Source organism: Citreicoccus inhibens, from assembly GCF_019039035.1.
Lineage (GTDB): Bacteria > Myxococcota > Myxococcia > Myxococcales > Myxococcaceae > Citreicoccus > Citreicoccus inhibens.
In genome coordinates this window covers 260609-278624 of record NZ_JAHNZT010000002.1, presented here as the reverse complement: position 1 = coordinate 278624, position 18016 = coordinate 260609, and the positions used below count along the sequence as shown (strand labels likewise).

13 protein-coding genes are annotated in these 18016 nt (G+C 70.2%); 5 read left to right on the top strand and 8 right to left on the bottom strand.

Annotation, left to right across the window (positions count from 1 at the left end; genetic code table 11):
- Positions 1 to 154 precede the first annotated feature (154 nt).
- The 3 genes from KRR26_RS03740 to KRR26_RS03730 all read left to right on the top strand — a co-directional run bounded on the left by KRR26_RS03740 (position 155) and on the right by KRR26_RS03730 (position 3767).
- Positions 155 to 598, top strand: coding sequence for a nuclear transport factor 2 family protein (locus KRR26_RS03740; protein WP_120204047.1), 444 nt, complete (start codon positions 155 to 157; stop codon positions 596 to 598).
- 86 nt (positions 599 to 684) lie between these two features.
- Positions 685 to 2478, top strand: coding sequence for a GYF domain-containing protein (locus KRR26_RS03735; RefSeq protein WP_120204045.1), 1794 nt, complete (start codon positions 685 to 687; stop codon positions 2476 to 2478).
- 41 nt (positions 2479 to 2519) lie between these two features.
- Positions 2520 to 3767 carry an ArsB/NhaD family transporter gene (locus KRR26_RS03730; protein WP_217079133.1) on the top strand — a complete coding sequence of 416 codons (1248 nt, stop codon included), beginning with the start codon at positions 2520 to 2522 and terminating at the stop codon, positions 3765 to 3767.
- A 1-nt stretch (position 3768) separates the two neighbouring features.
- Here KRR26_RS03730 and KRR26_RS03725 read toward each other — a convergent pair whose 3' ends face one another.
- Complete coding sequence (locus tag KRR26_RS03725; protein ID WP_217079132.1) at positions 3769 to 4605, bottom strand: hypothetical protein; 837 nt, start codon at positions 4603 to 4605, stop codon at positions 3769 to 3771.
- Positions 4606 to 4767: 162 nt separating this feature from the next.
- Here KRR26_RS03725 and KRR26_RS03720 point away from each other — a divergent pair, with 162 nt between their 5' ends.
- Complete coding sequence (locus KRR26_RS03720; protein ID WP_217079131.1) at positions 4768 to 5454, top strand: GspE/PulE/PilB domain-containing protein; 687 nt, start codon at positions 4768 to 4770, stop codon at positions 5452 to 5454.
- 7 nt (positions 5455 to 5461) lie between these two features.
- On the opposite strand, the gene KRR26_RS03715 is transcribed toward KRR26_RS03720, so the two are convergent.
- The 6 genes from KRR26_RS03715 to trpS form a co-directional block, all read right to left on the bottom strand.
- Positions 5462 to 7528: a cyclic nucleotide-binding domain-containing protein gene (locus KRR26_RS03715; RefSeq protein WP_217079130.1), complete on the bottom strand. Its 2067-nt coding sequence runs from the start codon at positions 7526 to 7528 to the stop codon at positions 5462 to 5464.
- Entirely contained in the window at positions 7529 to 9643 is a 2115-nt protein-coding gene (locus KRR26_RS03710) for a HEAT repeat domain-containing protein (protein ID WP_120204040.1), read from the bottom strand.
- Positions 9644 to 9737: 94 nt separating this feature from the next.
- On the bottom strand, positions 9738 to 12182 hold the full coding sequence (locus KRR26_RS03705) for a pseudouridine synthase (protein WP_217079129.1): 2445 nt from the start codon (positions 12180 to 12182) through the stop codon (positions 9738 to 9740).
- Between the two features lie 26 nt (positions 12183 to 12208).
- Positions 12209 to 13198: an SMC-Scp complex subunit ScpB gene (scpB, locus tag KRR26_RS03700; protein WP_120204037.1), complete on the bottom strand. Its 990-nt coding sequence runs from the start codon at positions 13196 to 13198 to the stop codon at positions 12209 to 12211.
- A complete protein-coding gene (locus KRR26_RS03695) occupies positions 13185 to 14051 on the bottom strand; it encodes a segregation and condensation protein A (protein ID WP_120204036.1) in 867 nt (288 codons plus the stop codon). The genes scpB and KRR26_RS03695 overlap by 14 nt, the downstream gene beginning before the upstream one ends.
- Before the next feature lie 150 nt (positions 14052 to 14201).
- Complete coding sequence (trpS, locus tag KRR26_RS03690) at positions 14202 to 15215, bottom strand: tryptophan--tRNA ligase (RefSeq protein ID WP_217079128.1); 1014 nt, start codon at positions 15213 to 15215, stop codon at positions 14202 to 14204.
- A gap of 245 nt (positions 15216 to 15460) precedes the next feature.
- On the opposite strand from trpS, the gene KRR26_RS03685 reads away from it, so the two are divergent.
- Positions 15461 to 16645 carry a DUF4388 domain-containing protein gene (locus KRR26_RS03685; RefSeq protein WP_120204033.1) on the top strand — a complete coding sequence of 395 codons (1185 nt, stop codon included), beginning with the start codon at positions 15461 to 15463 and terminating at the stop codon, positions 16643 to 16645.
- 422 nt (positions 16646 to 17067) lie between these two features.
- Here KRR26_RS03685 and xerD read toward each other — a convergent pair whose 3' ends face one another.
- The gene (gene xerD, locus KRR26_RS03680; protein WP_120204031.1) at positions 17068 to 18000 is read right to left on the bottom strand and encodes a site-specific tyrosine recombinase XerD; all 933 of its coding nucleotides are present in this window, start codon (positions 17998 to 18000) and stop codon (positions 17068 to 17070) included.
- Positions 18001 to 18016: the final 16 nt, after the last annotated feature.

Here is an 18016-nt window from a genome sequence, read left to right as displayed (position 1 = left end):
AACGCGCGAACTCAGCCGTCGCCCTCGCGCTGAGTGGTCATCAAGGATAACGGGGAGTCCTACCGACACAGCGGACGAGGGAGCGCCCCCAGGAATAGGGAGCAGTGGTCGGGCGCTTCCGGTACCCTCGCGTCCCCCTTTTCATGGAGCCCCCATGCGCCGCATCACGCCCATGCTGCTCGCCCTCGGACTCATGGGCTGCGCCTCGACGCGAGGCAGCGCGGCAGCGGGCATGACGGAGGCCGCGGTCCTGGAGACCGAGCAGGCGTGGTACGCGGCCCTGGTCGCGAAGGACTCGGCCGGACTGGAGAAGTTCCTGGCGGACGACTTCGTGCTGAGCGGGCTCGACCCGTCCGTCGAGTGCCGCGAGCGCTACCTCCAGACGGTGGCCATGCCCGAGCGCAGCCTGGAGCCGCTCGCGCTCGATGATCGACAGGCGCGCGTGTACGGCGACAGCGCCGTCACCACGGGCCGCGCCCAGCTGCGGGGACTCTGGAACGATCGCCCACTGGCCATCACCTTTCGCTACACGAACGTCTTTGTCTTGCGGGACGGACATTGGCTTGCGGTGGCGTCGCACGTCAGCAAGGTTGAGTAGGCTCGCGCGCGGGAGCGGTGCCTCCGGGTCCAAAGTCACCGGGGTCCTTGGGTCCCGGCCCTGGCGAGCGATGAAGGAGCAGCAGCATGGGCAGCAACCCTGAGGATGGTGGAAAACCCCCGGCCACTCCCGAGGCGGACCGGTCCTCCGTCCTGGGTGAGGTGTCGGAGTCGGAGCTGGATGCGTTCGTCGGCCAGCTTCGCACCGCGCGCAACGCCGTGGTCCCCCGCGCGCCGGCGCCGCGCTCGCGCTGGGATGTGGGCTCCGAGCGCCTGCACCGAGGCACGCGCTATTCGCAGCGCGCGAGCCCGCTCGATGGCCCCCCCGAGCCGCCGAAGGAAGAGAGCCCGCCGAGTCACGCCTGGTACGCGGTCATGGGTGGAAGAATCACCGGGCCCTACGACGTCGCCGCCCTGCGGGGCCATTGGCAGCGCGGTGAGCTGCACGCCGATTCACTCTGCTGGCGCGAGGGGCTCGCGGCCTGGCAGCCCATTCATCAGCTGACGGAGCTTCGTGAGGTGCTCGCGCCCGGTTCAATGCCGGCGCCAGCGACATCGGCACAGGTGGTGTCCCCCGCCCAGGCGGTGGTGCCCCAAGCCCCCGCGGCACAGTCCGCCCCGGCACCTCAAGCCCCGGTCCACCGAGCGCCCGCGGCGCAGCCCAACGCGCCCGTGCAGGCCGCCCCGTCGCCGCGGACGTCATCGAGCACCGAGGCACTGGCGACGCCGGTCGCCGCGGTCCCCATCGAAGCCAGTTCGCCCGCACACCAGGCGGAGCCCGAACCTGCGCGCGCGGCCGCCGCGCCGCGAGACATCTCGGGAGATCCAACGCTCCTCGTGCCCATGCTCGCCGGCGACTCGGCACCGAGTGGTCACGAGCCTTCGTCGCAGGGGGGCACGCGGAAGCGGCGCTGGCTCTCTGGGCTCGTGCCGCTGCTGGGCGGGGGCCTCCTCGGAGGCGCGGCCGTGGCGGCGGTGCTCGTCTACGTGGGGAATCGGAGCCCGACGCCTCCGCTCGCGCAGCATGAAGCAGCGCCCGCGCCCCAAGCGCAGGCCCTCCCGGCCGAGACAACCGTCCCCGCGCCCCCTCCTCCGCCGATTCAGGACCCGGCGCCCACCGTTCCCACGGCGACGGTCGCGAGTGCGCCATCCGTCGCGACCGAGGCCGTGCATGAGGCAGCGCCCGCCTCGGCACCTCCGGCCCCCTCGCCGGGAGCGCCTGTCGCCGCGCTGCGCGCTCCTGCGCCCGTGACGTCGCGAACGGATGACGACTCGGACGACGAGCCGCCCCCGTCCAAGAAGGGCGCCGCGCGAGACACCGAGGCGGACGAAGGGACGCCGCTGCCGCCGCTCGCGCCAGAAGTTCACGTGCGCGCCTCGTCCGTGGCGCCCCTGTCTGGCCGAGCCCGAACCCAGCCCGAGGTCACCCAGCCGCCGCCCCACGACGGCACTCCGCCACCGCCCGCGCCGCCCAAGGAGTCCGGTGAAGACATCGGCCCGGACGAGGCCTACGCCCATGAGCTGGAGCACCCGCCCCCCCGCCCCGCAGCACCGAAGCCGTCCGTGTGGATTCCTCCGGATCCCTCGGTGAAGGCGATGCCAGCGAAGCTGGCGCAGGAGGACATCTTCTCGGTGGTCCTCGCGAATCAGTCGGAGCTGGCGACCTGCGCGGCCTTGCCCGGCGCGGCGACCAACGAGGGCAAGCGGGTCGTCGTTCGCTGGAACATCCTGCCCACGGGCCGTGTGACGGACGTGCTGCTGGAGAATGGTCGGCTGCGCGGCACGCCCATGGCTCGCTGCATCGAGGGGAAGATCCGCGCGTGGGCCTTCACGCCCCATCGTGAACAGGGCGAGCCGGTCCGCTTCCCCTTCGTCTTCTGAGCACCTGCGAAGCGCCTCGGTTCGGGTAGTGTGCCGGCACCGTGGCGCTCGCCATCTTCCTCTTCACGTATGTCTTCATCGCCGGGGCGAAGGTGCCCGGGCTCAAGCTGGACCGCGCGGGTGGTGCGCTGCTGGGCGCCCTGCTCATGGTCGTCTTCGGCATCGTCACCCCCGCCCAGGTCCTGGGCCACAGCACGCTGCCGAGCGGGCGCGCCATCGACGGCGACACCATCCTGCTGCTGCTCGGGATGATGCTGCTGGCCGAGTACCTGTCGGTCGCGAATGTCTTCCGCCTCGCAGGAGCCCAGGCGGTGCGGGTGGCGCATACGCCGCGCCGGCTGCTCGTGGCGGTGACGTTCGTGAGCGCGGGCCTCTCCGCGTTCCTCGTCAACGACACGGTGTGCCTGATGTTGACCCCGCTGGTGCTCGCGGTGGTCGAGGAGGTCGACCTGCCGCCCGTGCCGTACCTGCTCGCCATCTGCATGGGCAGCAACAGCGGCTCGGTGGCCACCTTCACCGGCAACCCGCAGAACATGCTCATCCAGGGAGCCTCGGGCCTGTCCTATGCGAGCTTCGCGGCCTACATGGCGCTGCCCGCGCTGCTCTCGACCGTCATCGTCGCCGGAGCGCTGGTGTACCTCTTCCGCTACGACCTCCCCGAGCGGCGATTCGATCCCCACCCGCCTCCGTCCGACGTGAACCGGCGGCTGATGTGGCTCGCGCTGGGTTCGCTGCTCGGCGTCGTGATTGCGTTCTTCCTGGGCCTGCCCATGAGCTGGAGCGCGCTGGCCGGTGGCGTCGCGGTGATGACGCTCAGCGGCCTGGAGCCGAGGCGATACCTGGAGCGCCTGGACTGGGTGCTGCTCCTGTTCTTCGCCAGCCTGTTCGTCGTCGTGTACGGCGTGAACCAGGGCGGCTGGGCCGAGGCCATTCGCCGGCTGTTCTCACCGCTGATGGCAGGGCCGCCGTGGCGCGAGACGCTCGGGTTCGCCACGCTGACCCTGGTGGGCTCCAACATCTTCAGCAACGTGCCCTTCGTGATGCTGGCGCGCTCCTGGGTGCCCGGCCTGCAGAACCCCGAGCTGGGCTGGCACGTGCTCGCGCTCGGCTCCACGCTGGCGGGCAACCTCACGCTGGTGGGCAGCGTGGCGAACCTCATCGTGTTCGAGGCCGCGCGCGGCAAGGTACACATGAGCTTCATGCGCTACCTGCGCGTGGGCCTCCCGGTGACGCTGCTCAGCTTCGTCGTCGGCCTCGCCGTGCTGCTGGCCGAGCACGCGCTGTTCTGACTCAGGGATCCGGCGCGGGAAGCTCGCCCGCGGGAAGCTCTGGCTCGGCGGGCTTGGGGGGCGCGGCCTGGCGCCCCGTCACATGCACGCTGTCCGGTCCGTTCCCCTCCAGCCGCGCGGGCGCGGCCTTGGGAGCACTCCCGTGTCGGTCCTTCGGCGTGAGGTCCTTCACGAACGTCGCGGCCACTTCGTCCAGCATCGCCGTCACCGCGAGCCGGAACAGCTCCGGATCCTTGCCCACCTTGAAGGGATCCAGGTGCGGCGCGCCCGCGGCGACCTGATCCACATGGAACGGCCGGCGCCACACCTCCGAGCGACCACTCAGGGAGAACATGCGCCCGTAGCCCTCGACGAACGCGCCCGCGTGTCCGCCCTTGCTGCGCATGCCGTAGCCCTGGATGACGAACTCGACGATGGTGTCCGCGCCCAGCGGCGAGAGCAGCTCGTAGTCCGGCGCGTTCGCGGGGACCTCCTCCACCAGGAAGCTCTCCAGCGACGAGGCCACCTGCGCGGGGTCCACCGTCTGCGTCCACGGCGCCTCGCGCGGCAACTGCGTCAGCGTGTTGACGCGCAGGCGCTCGGAGATCTCGAAGCGCGTGACGGCCCTCTGGAGCTTCACCACGAGCCGGCGGTCCGCCTCCTTCGGCTCCAGCTTCTTCAGCTTGCCCCCATAGGAGTCATCATCGCGGAACACCATGCTGCGAGGCCCCGCGCCATCCTCGATGCGGGAGATGAAGGCGGGCCGCTGCACGCTGTCCAGGTCCGCGCCCGCCAACCGCTGGGTGGCACAGCCGGAGATGAGCAACCCAAGGATTCCCATGAACAGACTTCGAGCCATGTGCAAAAGCTACCTCAACCGAGCCCCGCAGGCGCCTTCCCGAGCAGGATCCACGGACGCGACCTCGCCTGCTCGCTGGTATGCTGGGCGGCTGTGAATCCCCTGTCGCCCCCACCTTCCGCACCCTCGATGGGCCGCAAGCGCCGCCTGGGTGAAATCCTCATGGACGCGGGTCTGCTCACGGAGACGCAGCTGCGCTCCGCGCTCGCGGAGCAACGCAAGTGGGGTGGACGGCTCGGCCTGACGTTGGTGCAGATGGGTTACGTGGACGAAAGCTCCATGGTCCATGCACTGTCACGGCAGCTCTCCATTCCCACGGTGGAGCTGGAGTCGTTCGTCCCCTCTCCGCCCGCGCTCCAGGCGCTGCGCGTGGACATCGCCGAGCGCTACACGGTGTTCCCCACCGCGGTGGACCTCGCGCACAAGTTGCTGACCGTGGCCACGGCCGACCCGACGAACGTGGAGTCGCTCCAAGAGCTGGCCTTCCACGCGGGCCTGCGCATCGGCGTCGTGGTGGCGAGCGCGTCGTCCATCGAGCGCGCCATCCGCCGCAACTACCACGGCGAGGTCACCGCCACCGCCGCGACCCCGCTCACGTTCGGCATGGAAGAGGCCCTCTTCGAGTTGGCCCCACCCGCCGAGCCTGAGACCGCCCGCGCCTCACCGCTCCCGGTCGCGAGCCCCCCGCGCGAGTCGGAGTTGGCGCGTCGGGTGGAGGCGCTCACGCAGCAGGTCTCGGACCTGGAGCGGATGGTCGCGCAGCAGGCGCGCGTGTTGCGCGGGGTGATGGCGGTGATGGAGTCGCGGGGGATCGCCACCCGCGAGGAGCTGATCTCGAAGGGGAAGTAGCGAGCCCTCAGACGAGGATGAGGTCCTCGTCGAGATCGTGCGTGTCGGTCCCCGCCGCGTGCGTGCTCAAGAGCGCCTCGGTTCGACGGAGGCGCTCGTCGGTCAGCTCCGACACGAGCACGAGGATCTGCGGGTGGCTGGAGATGAGCTGGTCGAAGTCCTCGCGAGGCAACCGCAGCAACGTGGTGTGTCGCGCGGCCATCACCGTCGCGGTGGCGGGCGTCTTCTGGAGCAGGGAAATCTCTCCGAAGAGATCTCCCTCCTTGAGCCGCGTCAGCAAGTGGCCGTCCTTGTGGACCTCCACCTCTCCGGACAGGACGACGTAGAGCCCATCCGTCGCGGCGCCGTCCCGGATGATGACATCGTCGCGCTCGACGTCGCGCGCACGGAAGCGCTCCACGAGGCCACGGCGGTCCTTCCGGCTGAACGGACGGAAGAGCGCCGAGCCATTCATGACGTTCACGAGCAGGCGCTCGCGGCAGAACTTCTTGAGGGCCTGGGCCACCTGCGGATAGCTCCGCGACAGCTCCGCGAGCACGGATGCGGAGATCTCCAAGAGCTGCGTGTCCTCGGAGGCGCCCTCGACCGACGCGGTCCGCGGCGCGCCAGAGAGCAGCGCCATCTCGCCGAAGAAGGTGCCACCTTCGAGCGTGGCCAGCACGTCGCGACGACCGGAGTCCTCGCGGAAGACGCGCACACGGCCCTCGCAGATGACGTAGAAGGCATCGCCCAGACTGCCCTGTTCGATGATCCGCTCGCCCGCGCCGAATCGCCGCAGCGGGCAGCGCTCGAACAGCGCGATGAATGCCTCGCGAGGCAGATCCGAGAACAGCGGGATGGAGGGCAGCGCTTCCAGATCCGCAGACTCGGCGCCGAGTTCCTCCGTGAGGGGATACGCCTCTTCCTCCACGGAGACATCCACCGCCCGAGCCTCGCTGCCCGCGCGAGCCGCCAGCTCCACGGCATGGAGCAGCGAGTCCGCCTCCAGCTCCAACTCCGTGAACGAAGAGACCACCGCGGAGGGGCGCGCAGGAGCACTCACGGGCACCGACGCACGAGGCGCCGCATCCGCACGAGCCGCGCTATTCGCCCCATGCGCGGCTTCCGCGCGACGAGGCCGAAGTCCGGGAGGGGCCGCGGTCGGCGCGCGGGCCACCGTAGGCTCAGACGTGGGGGCAGCGCTGTGCATCGGCGCAGCAAGCGCCGTCCACCGCGATGGCTGCCCACCCGGCGCAGCCGCCACGCCAGGAGCAACTTCAGTGCGCGGAGCGAGTTCCGCACGAGCTCCGGCATCTACCGTCGCGGCGGCCACTGGCCATGGCGCGGCCTCGGGAAGGCCCCCCGCCCCTGCACGCGCGGCGGAGGCTGTGGATGACGCCGGAGCCGTCCCGGGCGTTGCGCCCCCCAACCCGCCCACCGCAGGCGCACGGCCCGCTCCTCGCGGAGACATCCCGGGCGGCAGCGACCGCGTATCCACAGGTCCGGAGGCATCTGCCGGGAAGATCTCCACCCCCGTGACATCCGCGGGCTCGACCTCCACCTCGACGGTCACCACGACCGCATCAGACTCAACGGCCGCCATGGGCCGAGCCAACTCGAGCGGCAGCTCGTCCGAGAGGTCCACGGGCGCGCCCGCCACGTCCAGCGCCAACGGCGTGGGACGTGGCGACGCCAGCGGGACTGGCAGCTCCGGCCCCATCGCGGTCGCCGCGGCGGGAGGCGGCCCCTCGGGCCTGCGCGCACGCGGAGAGGCTGGCGTGCCTCGGCGAGCATAGAGGTCCGCGAGCATCTGCTGCACACCGCTGTGCTGCGGATCCAGCTCGAGGATCAGCTTGCTGGCCGCGATGGCTCTGGGGAGGAAACCCTCACGGGCGAAGCCCTCCGCGGCGGATTGATACGCGGCGATGGCTCGCACGCGCTGCCCCGCTTTGGACCAGGCATCCCCCAGCCGCAAGCGCGACTGATGATCCTTCGGATCGGCCCGGCAGTACTCGTCGTATAGCTCCGCGGCCTTGGAAAAGCGCCCCTTGGTGAAGGCCTCGGTGGCCTTGTCCTTGAGCTGGCGCAGTTCCATCTAGTGAGCCCCCTCGGAAGCGGTGCCTCCCTTGGCGAGCGCCGATCCCGCTGCCTCGCGGACCGAGCGGAAGTAGTCGCCCTTGAGCGCATCGAGCGGCTCACTCTGCGGCCCGCCGCCAATCTCCTTGAGCGCCCGCGCCGCTGCCGCGCGAATCTCGGGGAGGTCGTGGTACAGGTCGCGCGCCACGGCATCCGCCGCACGCGGATCTCCAATCGCCCCCAGGGCGAGCAGCACATCCCGGCGCGCCACGCTGTTCGTCTCGTCCAGCGCCTTGAGCAGCGTGGGTACCGCGTCCTTGGCGGGGATCCGCCCCAGCAGCGACGCCGCCAGGGCGGCCTCGGGGCCGCCTTCGCGAACCACGGCCTGAAGCGACTCGGACGCCGCGGGGGGCACCGTCGTGCTGTGAGACAGCGCGTCCAACACCAGGAGCTTCTCGCCGCCCATCTTCGGCAGCGCCTCGACCAGCGCGTCCCGCCCCGGTTCGGCCTGCTCGGAGAGGGCCTGGGCGAGCGCCTTCTGGAGATCGCGGTCCGGCTCCAGGAGCGCGGACTTCGCCAGGGCCACACCCTCGGGCCCCAGATGCGTCAGCCCCACCAGCGCCGCGGTGCGCAGCGTGGTGCTCGAATCGTTCGCATAGCCCGTCAGGAGCTCCAGCGCCCCGGGGGCCTTCAGCTCGCCGAGCGCACCCAAGAGGCTGGCCAACGGCACCAGGCGGGCAGAATCCACGTCGTCGCAAAGCTCCGAGGGGGCACGCGGCGGAACCACTTCCCGCCCCGCCGCGCGGGCCCGCGCCGCGTTGAGCGCGCGGATCCGATCGAACAGCTGCGCATGACGGGCCGCTCGGCCATCATCGCTCCCCCGCCCCGATGCGACGGGCGCGTCCGGATCGAAGCCCGGGCCGTACTGGCGCGGCAGCGGCTCCGAGACCCAATCCGCGCGCAGCGCCGCGAGCCCCTTCACCTCTTGCTCGTACAGCTTCTGAAGCACGGGGACGACGGACGCATCTCCCACGGCGGCCACGGCCTCCACCGCGAGCCCACGCAGGCCCGCATCCGCCTGGTTCAGCCAGGGAGCCACCTTGGGAAGCAGGGCCTGCGCGGACGGCCCCAGGCCCATGATCGCCTGGAGTCCACTGGCTGCGGTGGTCGCTCGCGAGAGGCGCTCCGCGATGGGCTCCGCGGGGCATCCACCGCGCTGACGCATGGCCCGGCCAGAAGCCAGGGCCTCGGCACGCGCGCCATCGAGCGCGATGGCACACAGCGCCGCGTCCGTCGCGGGCGTGCGCGGGAAAGACAGGATGGCGTCCGTGGCCTGAGGGCTCACGGCGCTCTTCTCCATGGCCACGGCCTGGAGGCGCGGCGCGATGGCCGGGTCCTGCAACTTCATCAACGCGATGAGCGCGGACTCGCGCAGCTCCGGGAAGCTCTCGTCGAGGAGCAGCCCAATGGGACCGACAGCGGCCTTGTCTCCCGCGTCGCCGAGGCCACGAACCGCGGCGGCGGCGAGGATGACCTGGCTGTCACGCACGAGCGGCAGGAGGCGATTGACGGCCTCGGCGCGGCCACTCTTGCCCAGCTCCTCCGCGGCGCCCACGCGCTCGGGCAGCGCGCCCTCGGTCAGGGCCAGGAGGTTGCGCTCCCAGAGGCCCTTGGACTCGGCGGCGACGACCTCGGCCATCGCGCCTGGAACGTTCGCGCTCTTGAGCGCCTGGACGATGACCTGTCGCGTGGCTCGGCCGCGGCGACCGTACTGAAGCTTGAGGTAGCCCTTGGCCTTGTCGTTCTTGACCTTGGCGAGCGCCATGGCGGCGCGGCCCTGGACATCCTCGTCGGGGTCCTCCAGCAGTTCGCCGAGGAGATCGACGACGCGAGGATCCTGACTCTCTCCCAGGGCGACAGCGGCCTCGCCGCGCACGATGGCGGCGAGGTCCTTGGCCGCGCGGGTGAAGAGGACCAAGTCATCCGCGTTGCCCTGGGTGGCCAGCTTCTTCACCGCCGCGGCGCGAATCTCCGGACGAGGACTCTGAATGTCAGCCAGGAGCTGGTCCCGGCTGCCATTGCACCCGAGGACCAGTGCCATTGCGAGAATGAGGGGGCGCGCGCCGGTTCGCATCGTTCTCCGAGGAGGCAGACGGTGGAGATTGCGGCCGGGGTTATATCAACGCGCCCCCGAGCCGCCCACTGGGGGCGGCTCTTCCCTACCCGACTCAGGAGGGACGGCGAGGACCCCGCGACGGCGGACGGCCGGCTCCCCCACGAGGGGGCTTGGACCCGAAGTCGTCCGAGGCCCCACGGCGCGAGCCCGCCTTCACGACGCGCTCCTGAGGACGGCCCGAGGCGTCATACGGCGCCCAGGAGCGCCCTTCGGAGCCACCGGACCGAGGCGCGCGTCCACGTGGCGCACGCTCCTCACCCGCGGGCTTCCACTCCCGCCGCTCAGGACGGCCGGCAGGCTTGCCAGCCCCGAAGCCACCACGCGAACCGCCCGCCGAGCGAGGGGCGCGACCACCGCCCTCGTCTCCTCCGAAGCGCTCCCGCGAAGCCCCGGCCGGCTTGCCCGCGCCGAAGCGCGAACCGCCGCGAGCCCCACCCTCGGAGGCACCGAAGCGACCCCGAGGAGCCCCAGCCGGCTTGCCCGCGCCGAAGCGCGAACCACCCCGAGCGCCACCCTCGGAGGCACCGAAGCGACCCCGAGGAGCCCCGGCCGGCTTGCCCGCGCCAAAACGCGCCCCCCCCTCGGAACCGCCGAAGCGGGAGCCACCACGAGCCCCACCCTCATCGCCACCGAAGCGACCGCGAGGCGCGCCCGCTGGCTTGCCCGCGCCGAAGCGCGAACCGCCGCGAGCCCCGCCCTCGGAGGCACCGAAGCGCGAGCCACCCCGGGCCCCGCCTTCGTCACCTCCGAAGCGACCCCGAGGAGCCCCCGCCGGCTTGCCCGCGCCGAAGCGCGAGCCACCCCGGGCGCCACCCTCGGAACCACCGAAGCGAGAACCACCCCGGGCTCCGCCCTCATCAGCGCCAGCACGGCCGCGAGGCGCGCCCGCGCCGAAGCGCGAAGCGCCACGCGCTCCCCCCTCGGAACCACCGAAGCGAGAGCCGCCACGAGCCCCACCCTCGTCACTCCCGAAGCGGCTCCGAGGCGCACCCGCCGGCTTGCCCGCGCCGAAGCGCGAACCGCCGCGAGCCCCGCTCTCGGAAGCCCCGAAGCGAGAGCCGCCGCGGGCCCCGCCCTCGTCACTCCCGAAACGGCTCCGAGGCGCACCCGCCGGCTTGCCCGCGCCGAAACGCGAACCGCCACGCGCTCCACCCTCGCCAGCGCCGAACCGGGCTCCGCCGCGGGAGCCGCCCTCGCCGCCAAAGCGAGCGCCACGGCCTCCACCCTCGTCGCCGCCAAAGCGACCGCGAGGTGCACCCGCCGGCTTGCCCGCGCCAAAGCGCGAACCACCACGCGAGCCACGTTCGGAAGCCCCGAAGCGACCGCCGCGAGCCCCGCCCTCATCGCCGCCAAAGCGGCCCCGAGGCGCACCCGCAGACTTGCCAGCGCCACGAGACTCGCCCGCGGGCTTCCACTCGCGCCGCTCCGGACGACCCGCGTCGGCTGACGGAGTCTCGGCCGCGTCGTCCTCTTCCTTCCAGCCGCGGCGCGCCGGGCGCTCACCGGCCTCACCATCGCGCGAACGCGACGCGAACCGCGCCGTGCGCGTTCCACCCTCGGACGGAGCCTTCCGCTCGGCACGCTCCGAACGCTCGCCACCCGCGGCCTTGCGGGCGCGCGGCGCGCTCGTCTCGGCCGCCTTGCGCTTGGGCATGAGGGGGGCGTCGTCATCCATCGACAGCTCCTCGTCGTCCTCCATGCCTTCGAAGCCCGGCGCCGAGCGCCCATGGCGCCGAGGCGGCAGCTTCAGCGACACGTCCGGCGGCGTGACCGTTCCGTCCGCCACGCCCTGGAGGAACTTCACTTCCTGCGCCGACAGCGGGCGCAGCGCCCCCGGGCGCAGCCCCTCCACCTGGATGCCCGCATAGGCCGGGCGGAACAGGCGAACCACGGGGTGCCCCACCGCCGCGCACAGGCGCTTGATGAGGTGCGGTCGCCCCTCGGCGACCACCAACTTGAGCCACGTGTTGCGCTCGGCCCGCTCGAAGACGTCCACGGACACTGGCGTGGCCATGCCGTCCTCGAGCCGCACGCCGCCGCGCAGCTTGTCCAGCGTGGCCGCGTCCGGCACGCCCTTCACCTTGGCCAGGTACGTGCGAGGAACCTGGAAGCTGGGGTGCGTGAGCTTGTGCGCGAGCGCGCCGTCATCCGTGAAGAGCAGCGCGCCCTCGGCGTCGTAGTCCAGGCGCCCCACCGGGAACAGCCGCTTGCCCGTCTCCTCGACGTAGCCGGCCACCGTGGGACGGCCCTGCGGATCCGACAGCGTCGTCACGACGCCCACGGGCTTGTACAGCAGGAAGTAGGAAGTCTCCTCAGGCGGCGTGGCGAGCTTGCCATCCACCGCGACCAGGTCCGTACCGGGCTCCACCCGGCTGCCCAGCTCCGTCACCGTCTTGTTGTTCACCGTCACCCGGCCAGCGGTGATGAGTTCCTCTGCGTGCCGGCGCGAAGCCACTCCCGCGCGAGCCAGATACTTCTGCAAACGTTCCGCCGCCATACTTCCCCTTCTTCCATTGCTGCCCGTCACTCGGGCTTGGGCCCCTCGGTGCCGCCCGTCTCGGGCGGTGGGGGCGCGTCTAGGACACTGGAGCTCACCTTCTGAGTCCGCTCCGCGGCGGCCATGGCTTCCTCCAGTTCCTCGAGCGCGGCCTCGCTGGCCGCCGCGCTCTTCTCCATCCGCTTCGTGAAGCCTGGATCCGCCAGGACTTCCACTGTACCCGCAGCCACCGGAACCGGCTGCGTCTCCTTCTCCACGATCTCTCGGTGCTCCTGCGTGAGCTCATGGAACTCACGCAGCGTCGGGAGCGCCGACAGGTCCTTCAGCGCGAAGAACTCCAGGAATTCGCGCGTCGTGCCGTACAAAATGGGCCGCCCCACTTCCTCGCGCTTGCCGAGGATCTTCACCAGCTTGCGGTCCATGAGGGCCTTCAGCACGGCGCCGCAATCCACGCCACGTATTTCCTCCAACTCGGGCCGAGTCACCGGTTGGCGGTAGGCGATGATGGCCAGGGTCTCGACCGCGGCGCGGGTGAGCCGCTGTGGTTTCACCCGCAGGTAGCGGCGCACATACTCGGCCGAGTGGGGGTCCGTCCGGAACTGCCACCCGCCCGCCACCTCGTACAGCACGATGCCGCTGATGCCGTCGCGGTGGATGCCGGAGAGCTGGTTGAGCGCCTCGGCGATGAGCTCCCGGGTGATGCCGGTGGCCTGGTACAGCTCGTCCACGGACAGCGGGCGCTCGGCCACGAAGAGGACGCTCTCAATGACCGTCCGGACGCGGTCCCCGGACAGCCCCCGGCTCTTCGAGACCATCTTCTCGAACGAGGTCTGGAGGTCCGGAGCGGCATCCTCCGAGTCCTCCTCGATGGCCGCGGCCTCCACCTCGTCCAGGTCGCTGTCCGCGGGGCCAGGGCCGGTGACGGCGGCGATCTCCTCCTCGGAGAACTGCCCCGGGCCTCCGGGGGTACCAGGCGCGGGCATCTCGTCGTCGGGACCGTTCCTACCGGTAGTCACTCTCGTCGACCTCCGTGGGGACCAGCCGCTCCAGGGCATCCCCATTGGGCATCAGCAGGATGGGGCCCAGCGGCTCCTCCTGGTACACCTTGATGAGGCGTCGTTTCACCATTTCCAGGATGCCGATGAAGGTGATGATCACCTCCTGCCGGCTGGTCTGCTCGGTGAACAGGCTCTCGAACGTCGCCTGCTCGCTCTTCCGCAGATGCTCCGCCACCCGGAGAATGGCCTCGGACAGGCTGACCCGCTCGAGCACCACCTCGTGCTGCACCTTGGGCGTCAGCCGCTCGAGCACCCGATCCAGCGCCTCGATGAGCTTGAGGACCGAGAACTCCTGGAGGCCCACCTCCTCCTCGGGGATGGGCACCGCCTCCACCGGGACGCTCCGGGCGAAGACGTCACGGCCGAGCAGGTCCTGCATGGACAGGTGCTCGGCCGCGTCCTTGTACTTCTGGTACTCCAGCAGGCGGCGGACCAGTTCGGCGCGCGGATCCTGCGCCTCCTCCACCGCCGCCAGCGCCTCGGCCCCCTCGGGCACCGCCGCCGCATCCTGACGCGGCAGGAGCATGCGGCTCTTGAGGTGCGCCAGCGTGGCCGCCATCACCAGGAACTCCCCGGCGATGTCCAGGTTGACCTCCCGCATCCGCTCCAAATACTCGAGGTACTTCTCGGTAATGAGCGCCAGGGGGATGTCGAAGATGTCGACCCGGTGCTCCTTGATCAGGTGGAGCAGCAGGTCGAGCGGGCCCTCGAAGTTGGGCAGCGCGACCCGGAAGGCATCTCCGGGGGTGCGCGGCCCTTCCCCGTCACGTGGGAGGTCATCGGGCGGCGGCGCGTGGCGACCTTCACTCACCGGACGATGTCCTTCGCTGCGGGTTCGAGGTGGATTCGGGTCGTCATCGCGCACAAGCCCGAAAAACCGGCCTCTGGCGCGAGCCGGGGGGGACACACCTCCTTAACAGTGCCTCCTAGGGGGGTCAAAGAAACTGACAGGAACAAGTGTTCAGGGAATTCCCACTGCCCGTCGCACCTTCGCCATGAGCCGGCTGGCTTCCTGGCGGGCGCGGTCGGCGCCGTCCTGGAGGATGCGCTCGACCTCGGCGGGGTCGGCCACCAGCTCCGCGTGGCGCTTGCGGGCCGGGCCGAAGACGGTGTGGTAGGCCTCCAGGAGCTTCTTCTTGTAGTCGCCGTAGCCCTTGCCGCCCGTCTTCCAGGTGGCGTCCACCTCGGCGAATTCGGACTCGGGCAGCATCAGCTTGAGCAAGTCGTAGAGCGGGCTGTCCTGGGTGGGCTTGGGGGCGTCCACCGCGGTCGAGTCCGTCTTGATGGACATGATCCGCTTCTTGATCTCCTTCTCGTCCCCGAACAACTCGATGGTGTTGCCGTACGACTTGGACATCTTCTGTCCGTCGACGCCAGGCACCGTGGCGGTGGACTCCTGCACGCGCGCCTCCGGCAGCTTGAGCAGGCCGGGCGCGTGTCCGCGCTCCCTGCCGTCGGGGTCCGCGGGGTCGTAGCCGGGGACGTACTGGGTATTGAACTTCACGGCCCAGTCGCGGGCGAACTCGATGTGCTGGATCTGATCCTTGCCCACCGGCACCACGTCCGTGCTGTAGAGCAGGATGTCCGCCGCCATGAGGACCGGGTAGGCGAACAGGCCGAAGTCCGGGCTGAAGCCCTTGGCCACCTTGTCCTTGTAGCTGTGGGCGCGCTCCAGGTGAGCGTGGGGCACCACGGTCCCGAGGATCCAGTTGAGCTCGAGGACCTCCTTCACGTCACTCTGACGGAAGAGGACGGCCTTCTTCGGATCCAGGCCCAGGGACAGGTAGGCCAGGGCGGCCTCGCGAGTCAGCTCCAGCGCGAGCTTCGGATCGCGCACGGTGTTGAGCGCGTGGAGGTTGGCGATGAAGAAGTACGCCTCCCCCTCCTCCTGGAGCTGCACGAACTGGCGGATGGCCCCGTAGTAGTTGCCGATATGCAGCCGTCCGGACGACTGCACGCCTGAGAGAATCCGCATGGCGATACCAATAGTGAGGTGACGGGTGGACGACGAGGCTGGTTCGCACACCCGCCGCCCCCCTGCAACCTTCCGGTCACCCTGCCCGAGCGGACCGCGCGGTCCCATGGCAAGCGCGACCCAGGCTGGAATTTGGTAGCGAGACCGAAAAACACCTGGAATTTCAGACACTTGAGGCAGCTCCGGGTTAGGAGTTACCCTGACACCTCTCCCATCGACCAACCCACCTCTGAAGGAGTCCGCGGATGGAACCATTCACGGGAAGCCTGTCGAGCTACCGGCTGCAGATGGTGATGCCACCGCTGTTCACGGCCGCGAAGCTGGAGGGGACGCTCCGAGTCGAGCGAGGGGCCATCCGCCGCCAGTTCTTCGTCAAGGACGGGTTCCTGGTGGGCGAAAGCTCGACGGATCCGCGGGAGCACCTGGCGCAGGTGCTGGTCCACCTGAGAATCCTGGACGCGCCGCGCGCCGCGGCGGCGTTCGAGGCCGCCGAGAGCGCGGACATGCCCTACGGCACGTTCCTGGTGCAGCGCTGCTTCGTCGAGTTGCCGCGGCTGCTGGAGGCCATGGAGCACAAGGCCCGCGAGGCCCTCTTCGACTGCTACGACTGGGAGTCGGGCGAGGTGGAGTTCACACCAGGGCTCCCGCTGTCGGCACGGGCCATCGGGCTGCGCCTGCCACTGGCCACGCTGCATCGAGACGCCGTCTCACGCCTGCGCGAGTGGGCGGTGTTCCGAGAGATCTTCCCCCACCTGGACGTGACGTTCCGCGTGTTCCGCGAGTTCGCGGTCGAGACATTCTCCGAGGAGGAGGACGTGCTGCTGGACCTGGCCGCGGGAGGCGCGACGCTCGGCGAGCTGCTCGCCAGCGCTCGCGAGGCCCCGCTCTTCGCGGCGCGCTGGGTCCTGCACCTGTACCGGCGAGGCGCGCTGGCACCTCAGCGCCCCAAGGGACCGCGCGTGGGCGAGTCCGCCGAGTTCGCCGAGCTGCTCGGACTGGTGCGCGCGTTCCTGTCCTCCGGGAAGTATGACCATGCCGTGGCGCTCGCCGCGCAGATCCTGGAGCGCGGGCCCGTGCCCGAGGCCCACGCCCTGTACCGCGAAGCGGAGATCCGCCTGACGCTGGCCTTGAGCGATGAGCTGTTCGCCTTGGACGGGCGTCTGGTTTTCGAGCCGATTCCTCGCCCGACTCCGTCCGAGCTGACCGCGGATGATCTGTACCTCTATTCCAAGCTGCGAGGCAGCCGGAGCATCCGACAGGCGCTGCGCACCGCCGCCATGGGCGAATTGGCGGCGTCGCGCTCAGTGCATCGGCTGATGGCCTGCGGACTCATCCACGTCGCGCCCCTCTCCGGAGATGCCAGCCGGAGCGCCCCACGGCGCACGACGACCGAGCCCTATGGCATCCCATTGGCGAAGTCGGGAACGTAAAGACAGACATCAAAGCCAGACATATCAAACACAAAACACGTCTGCCCATTCTCCAAAATCAAAGACACACAATTGCTCAGTCAACCCGTTGGGTGGTACGTTTCTGGTCGCTGGCGAGAAGTGAATGGCATTGCCAATGCGTTGGCTCGTTCGGCCCGAGACCCAAAAGAAACCACTGAACATGAGGTCATGTGGGCATGAATCCCTCCGCGAGCACTCGATTCGAGGCGACGAAGGGTACGCCCCACTGACGGGCGGCCTCGTATTACAGAGGGAAATGCCTGAACATCCAATCATGTAGGCATTGCTCCTCGATGTCTGACAAATGCTGGGGCACCGCCGTCCAAAACACGCACAATCACCGCACGCCCACTCACTGAACATCCAGCCATGTAGGCATGGCCGTTGCGCCGCGAGCCGACTCAGCCCCCTGCCCTGCGCTTGCGCGGCGCCTTCGGCGTGAACGCATCGCTGCGCGGGTGGAACTCGTCGTACACGCTGCGCAGCCGGGCGCTGTTCACGTGGGTGTAGATCTGAGTGGTCGCGAGGTCCGCGTGGCCGAGCATCTGCTGCACGGCTCGGAGATCCGCGCCGCGCTCCACCAGATGGGTGGCGAACGAGTGGCGCAGCTTGTGCGGTGACAGGGGCTTCCGGATGCCCACCTTGAGCGCATAGCGCTTCAACAGCTTCCAGAACCCCTGCCGCGTGAAGCCGCCGCCACGAGGCGTGACGAACAGCGCGTCCGCGACCCGCTTCCCCAGGAGCGCCGGGCGCGACGCGGCGAGGTACTCCTGGACCTTCTCGATGGCCACCCGCCCCAGGGGCACGATTCGCTCCTTGGAGCCCTTGCCCTTGGCCACCAGGTAGCCCGCGGTGAGCTGGACCGCGTTGAGCTCCAGGCCGCACAGCTCGCTCACGCGGAGCCCCGTGGCGTAGAGGACCTCGATCATCGCCTTGTCCCGCAAGCCGGTCGCCGTCCGCTCATCCGGCGCGGACAGGAGCAGCTCCACCTCCTCCACCGTGAGAAAGGATGGCAGCTTCCGCGGCGAGCGCGGCGTGTCCACGTCCTCGGTCGGGTCCTTGTCGGCCAGCCGCTCAGCGACGAGGAAGCGGTGGAAGACACGCAGCGCGGCCAGATGGCGCGCCTGACTCCTGCGGCCCAGGCCACGCCGGCCCAACGTCACCAGGTGCGCGAGGACATCCTCCTGCGTGGCGCGGGCCACGTCGGCGACTCCGCGCGAGCGCAGGTCCTCGAAGTAGACCGTGAGGTCCGCCGCATAGGCGTCCACCGTCTTCCCCGACAGGCCCCGCTCCGCGCGGATGAAGGCGATGAACGCGTCGAGCAGCCCTTCCATGCCGCGCAGGCTACCG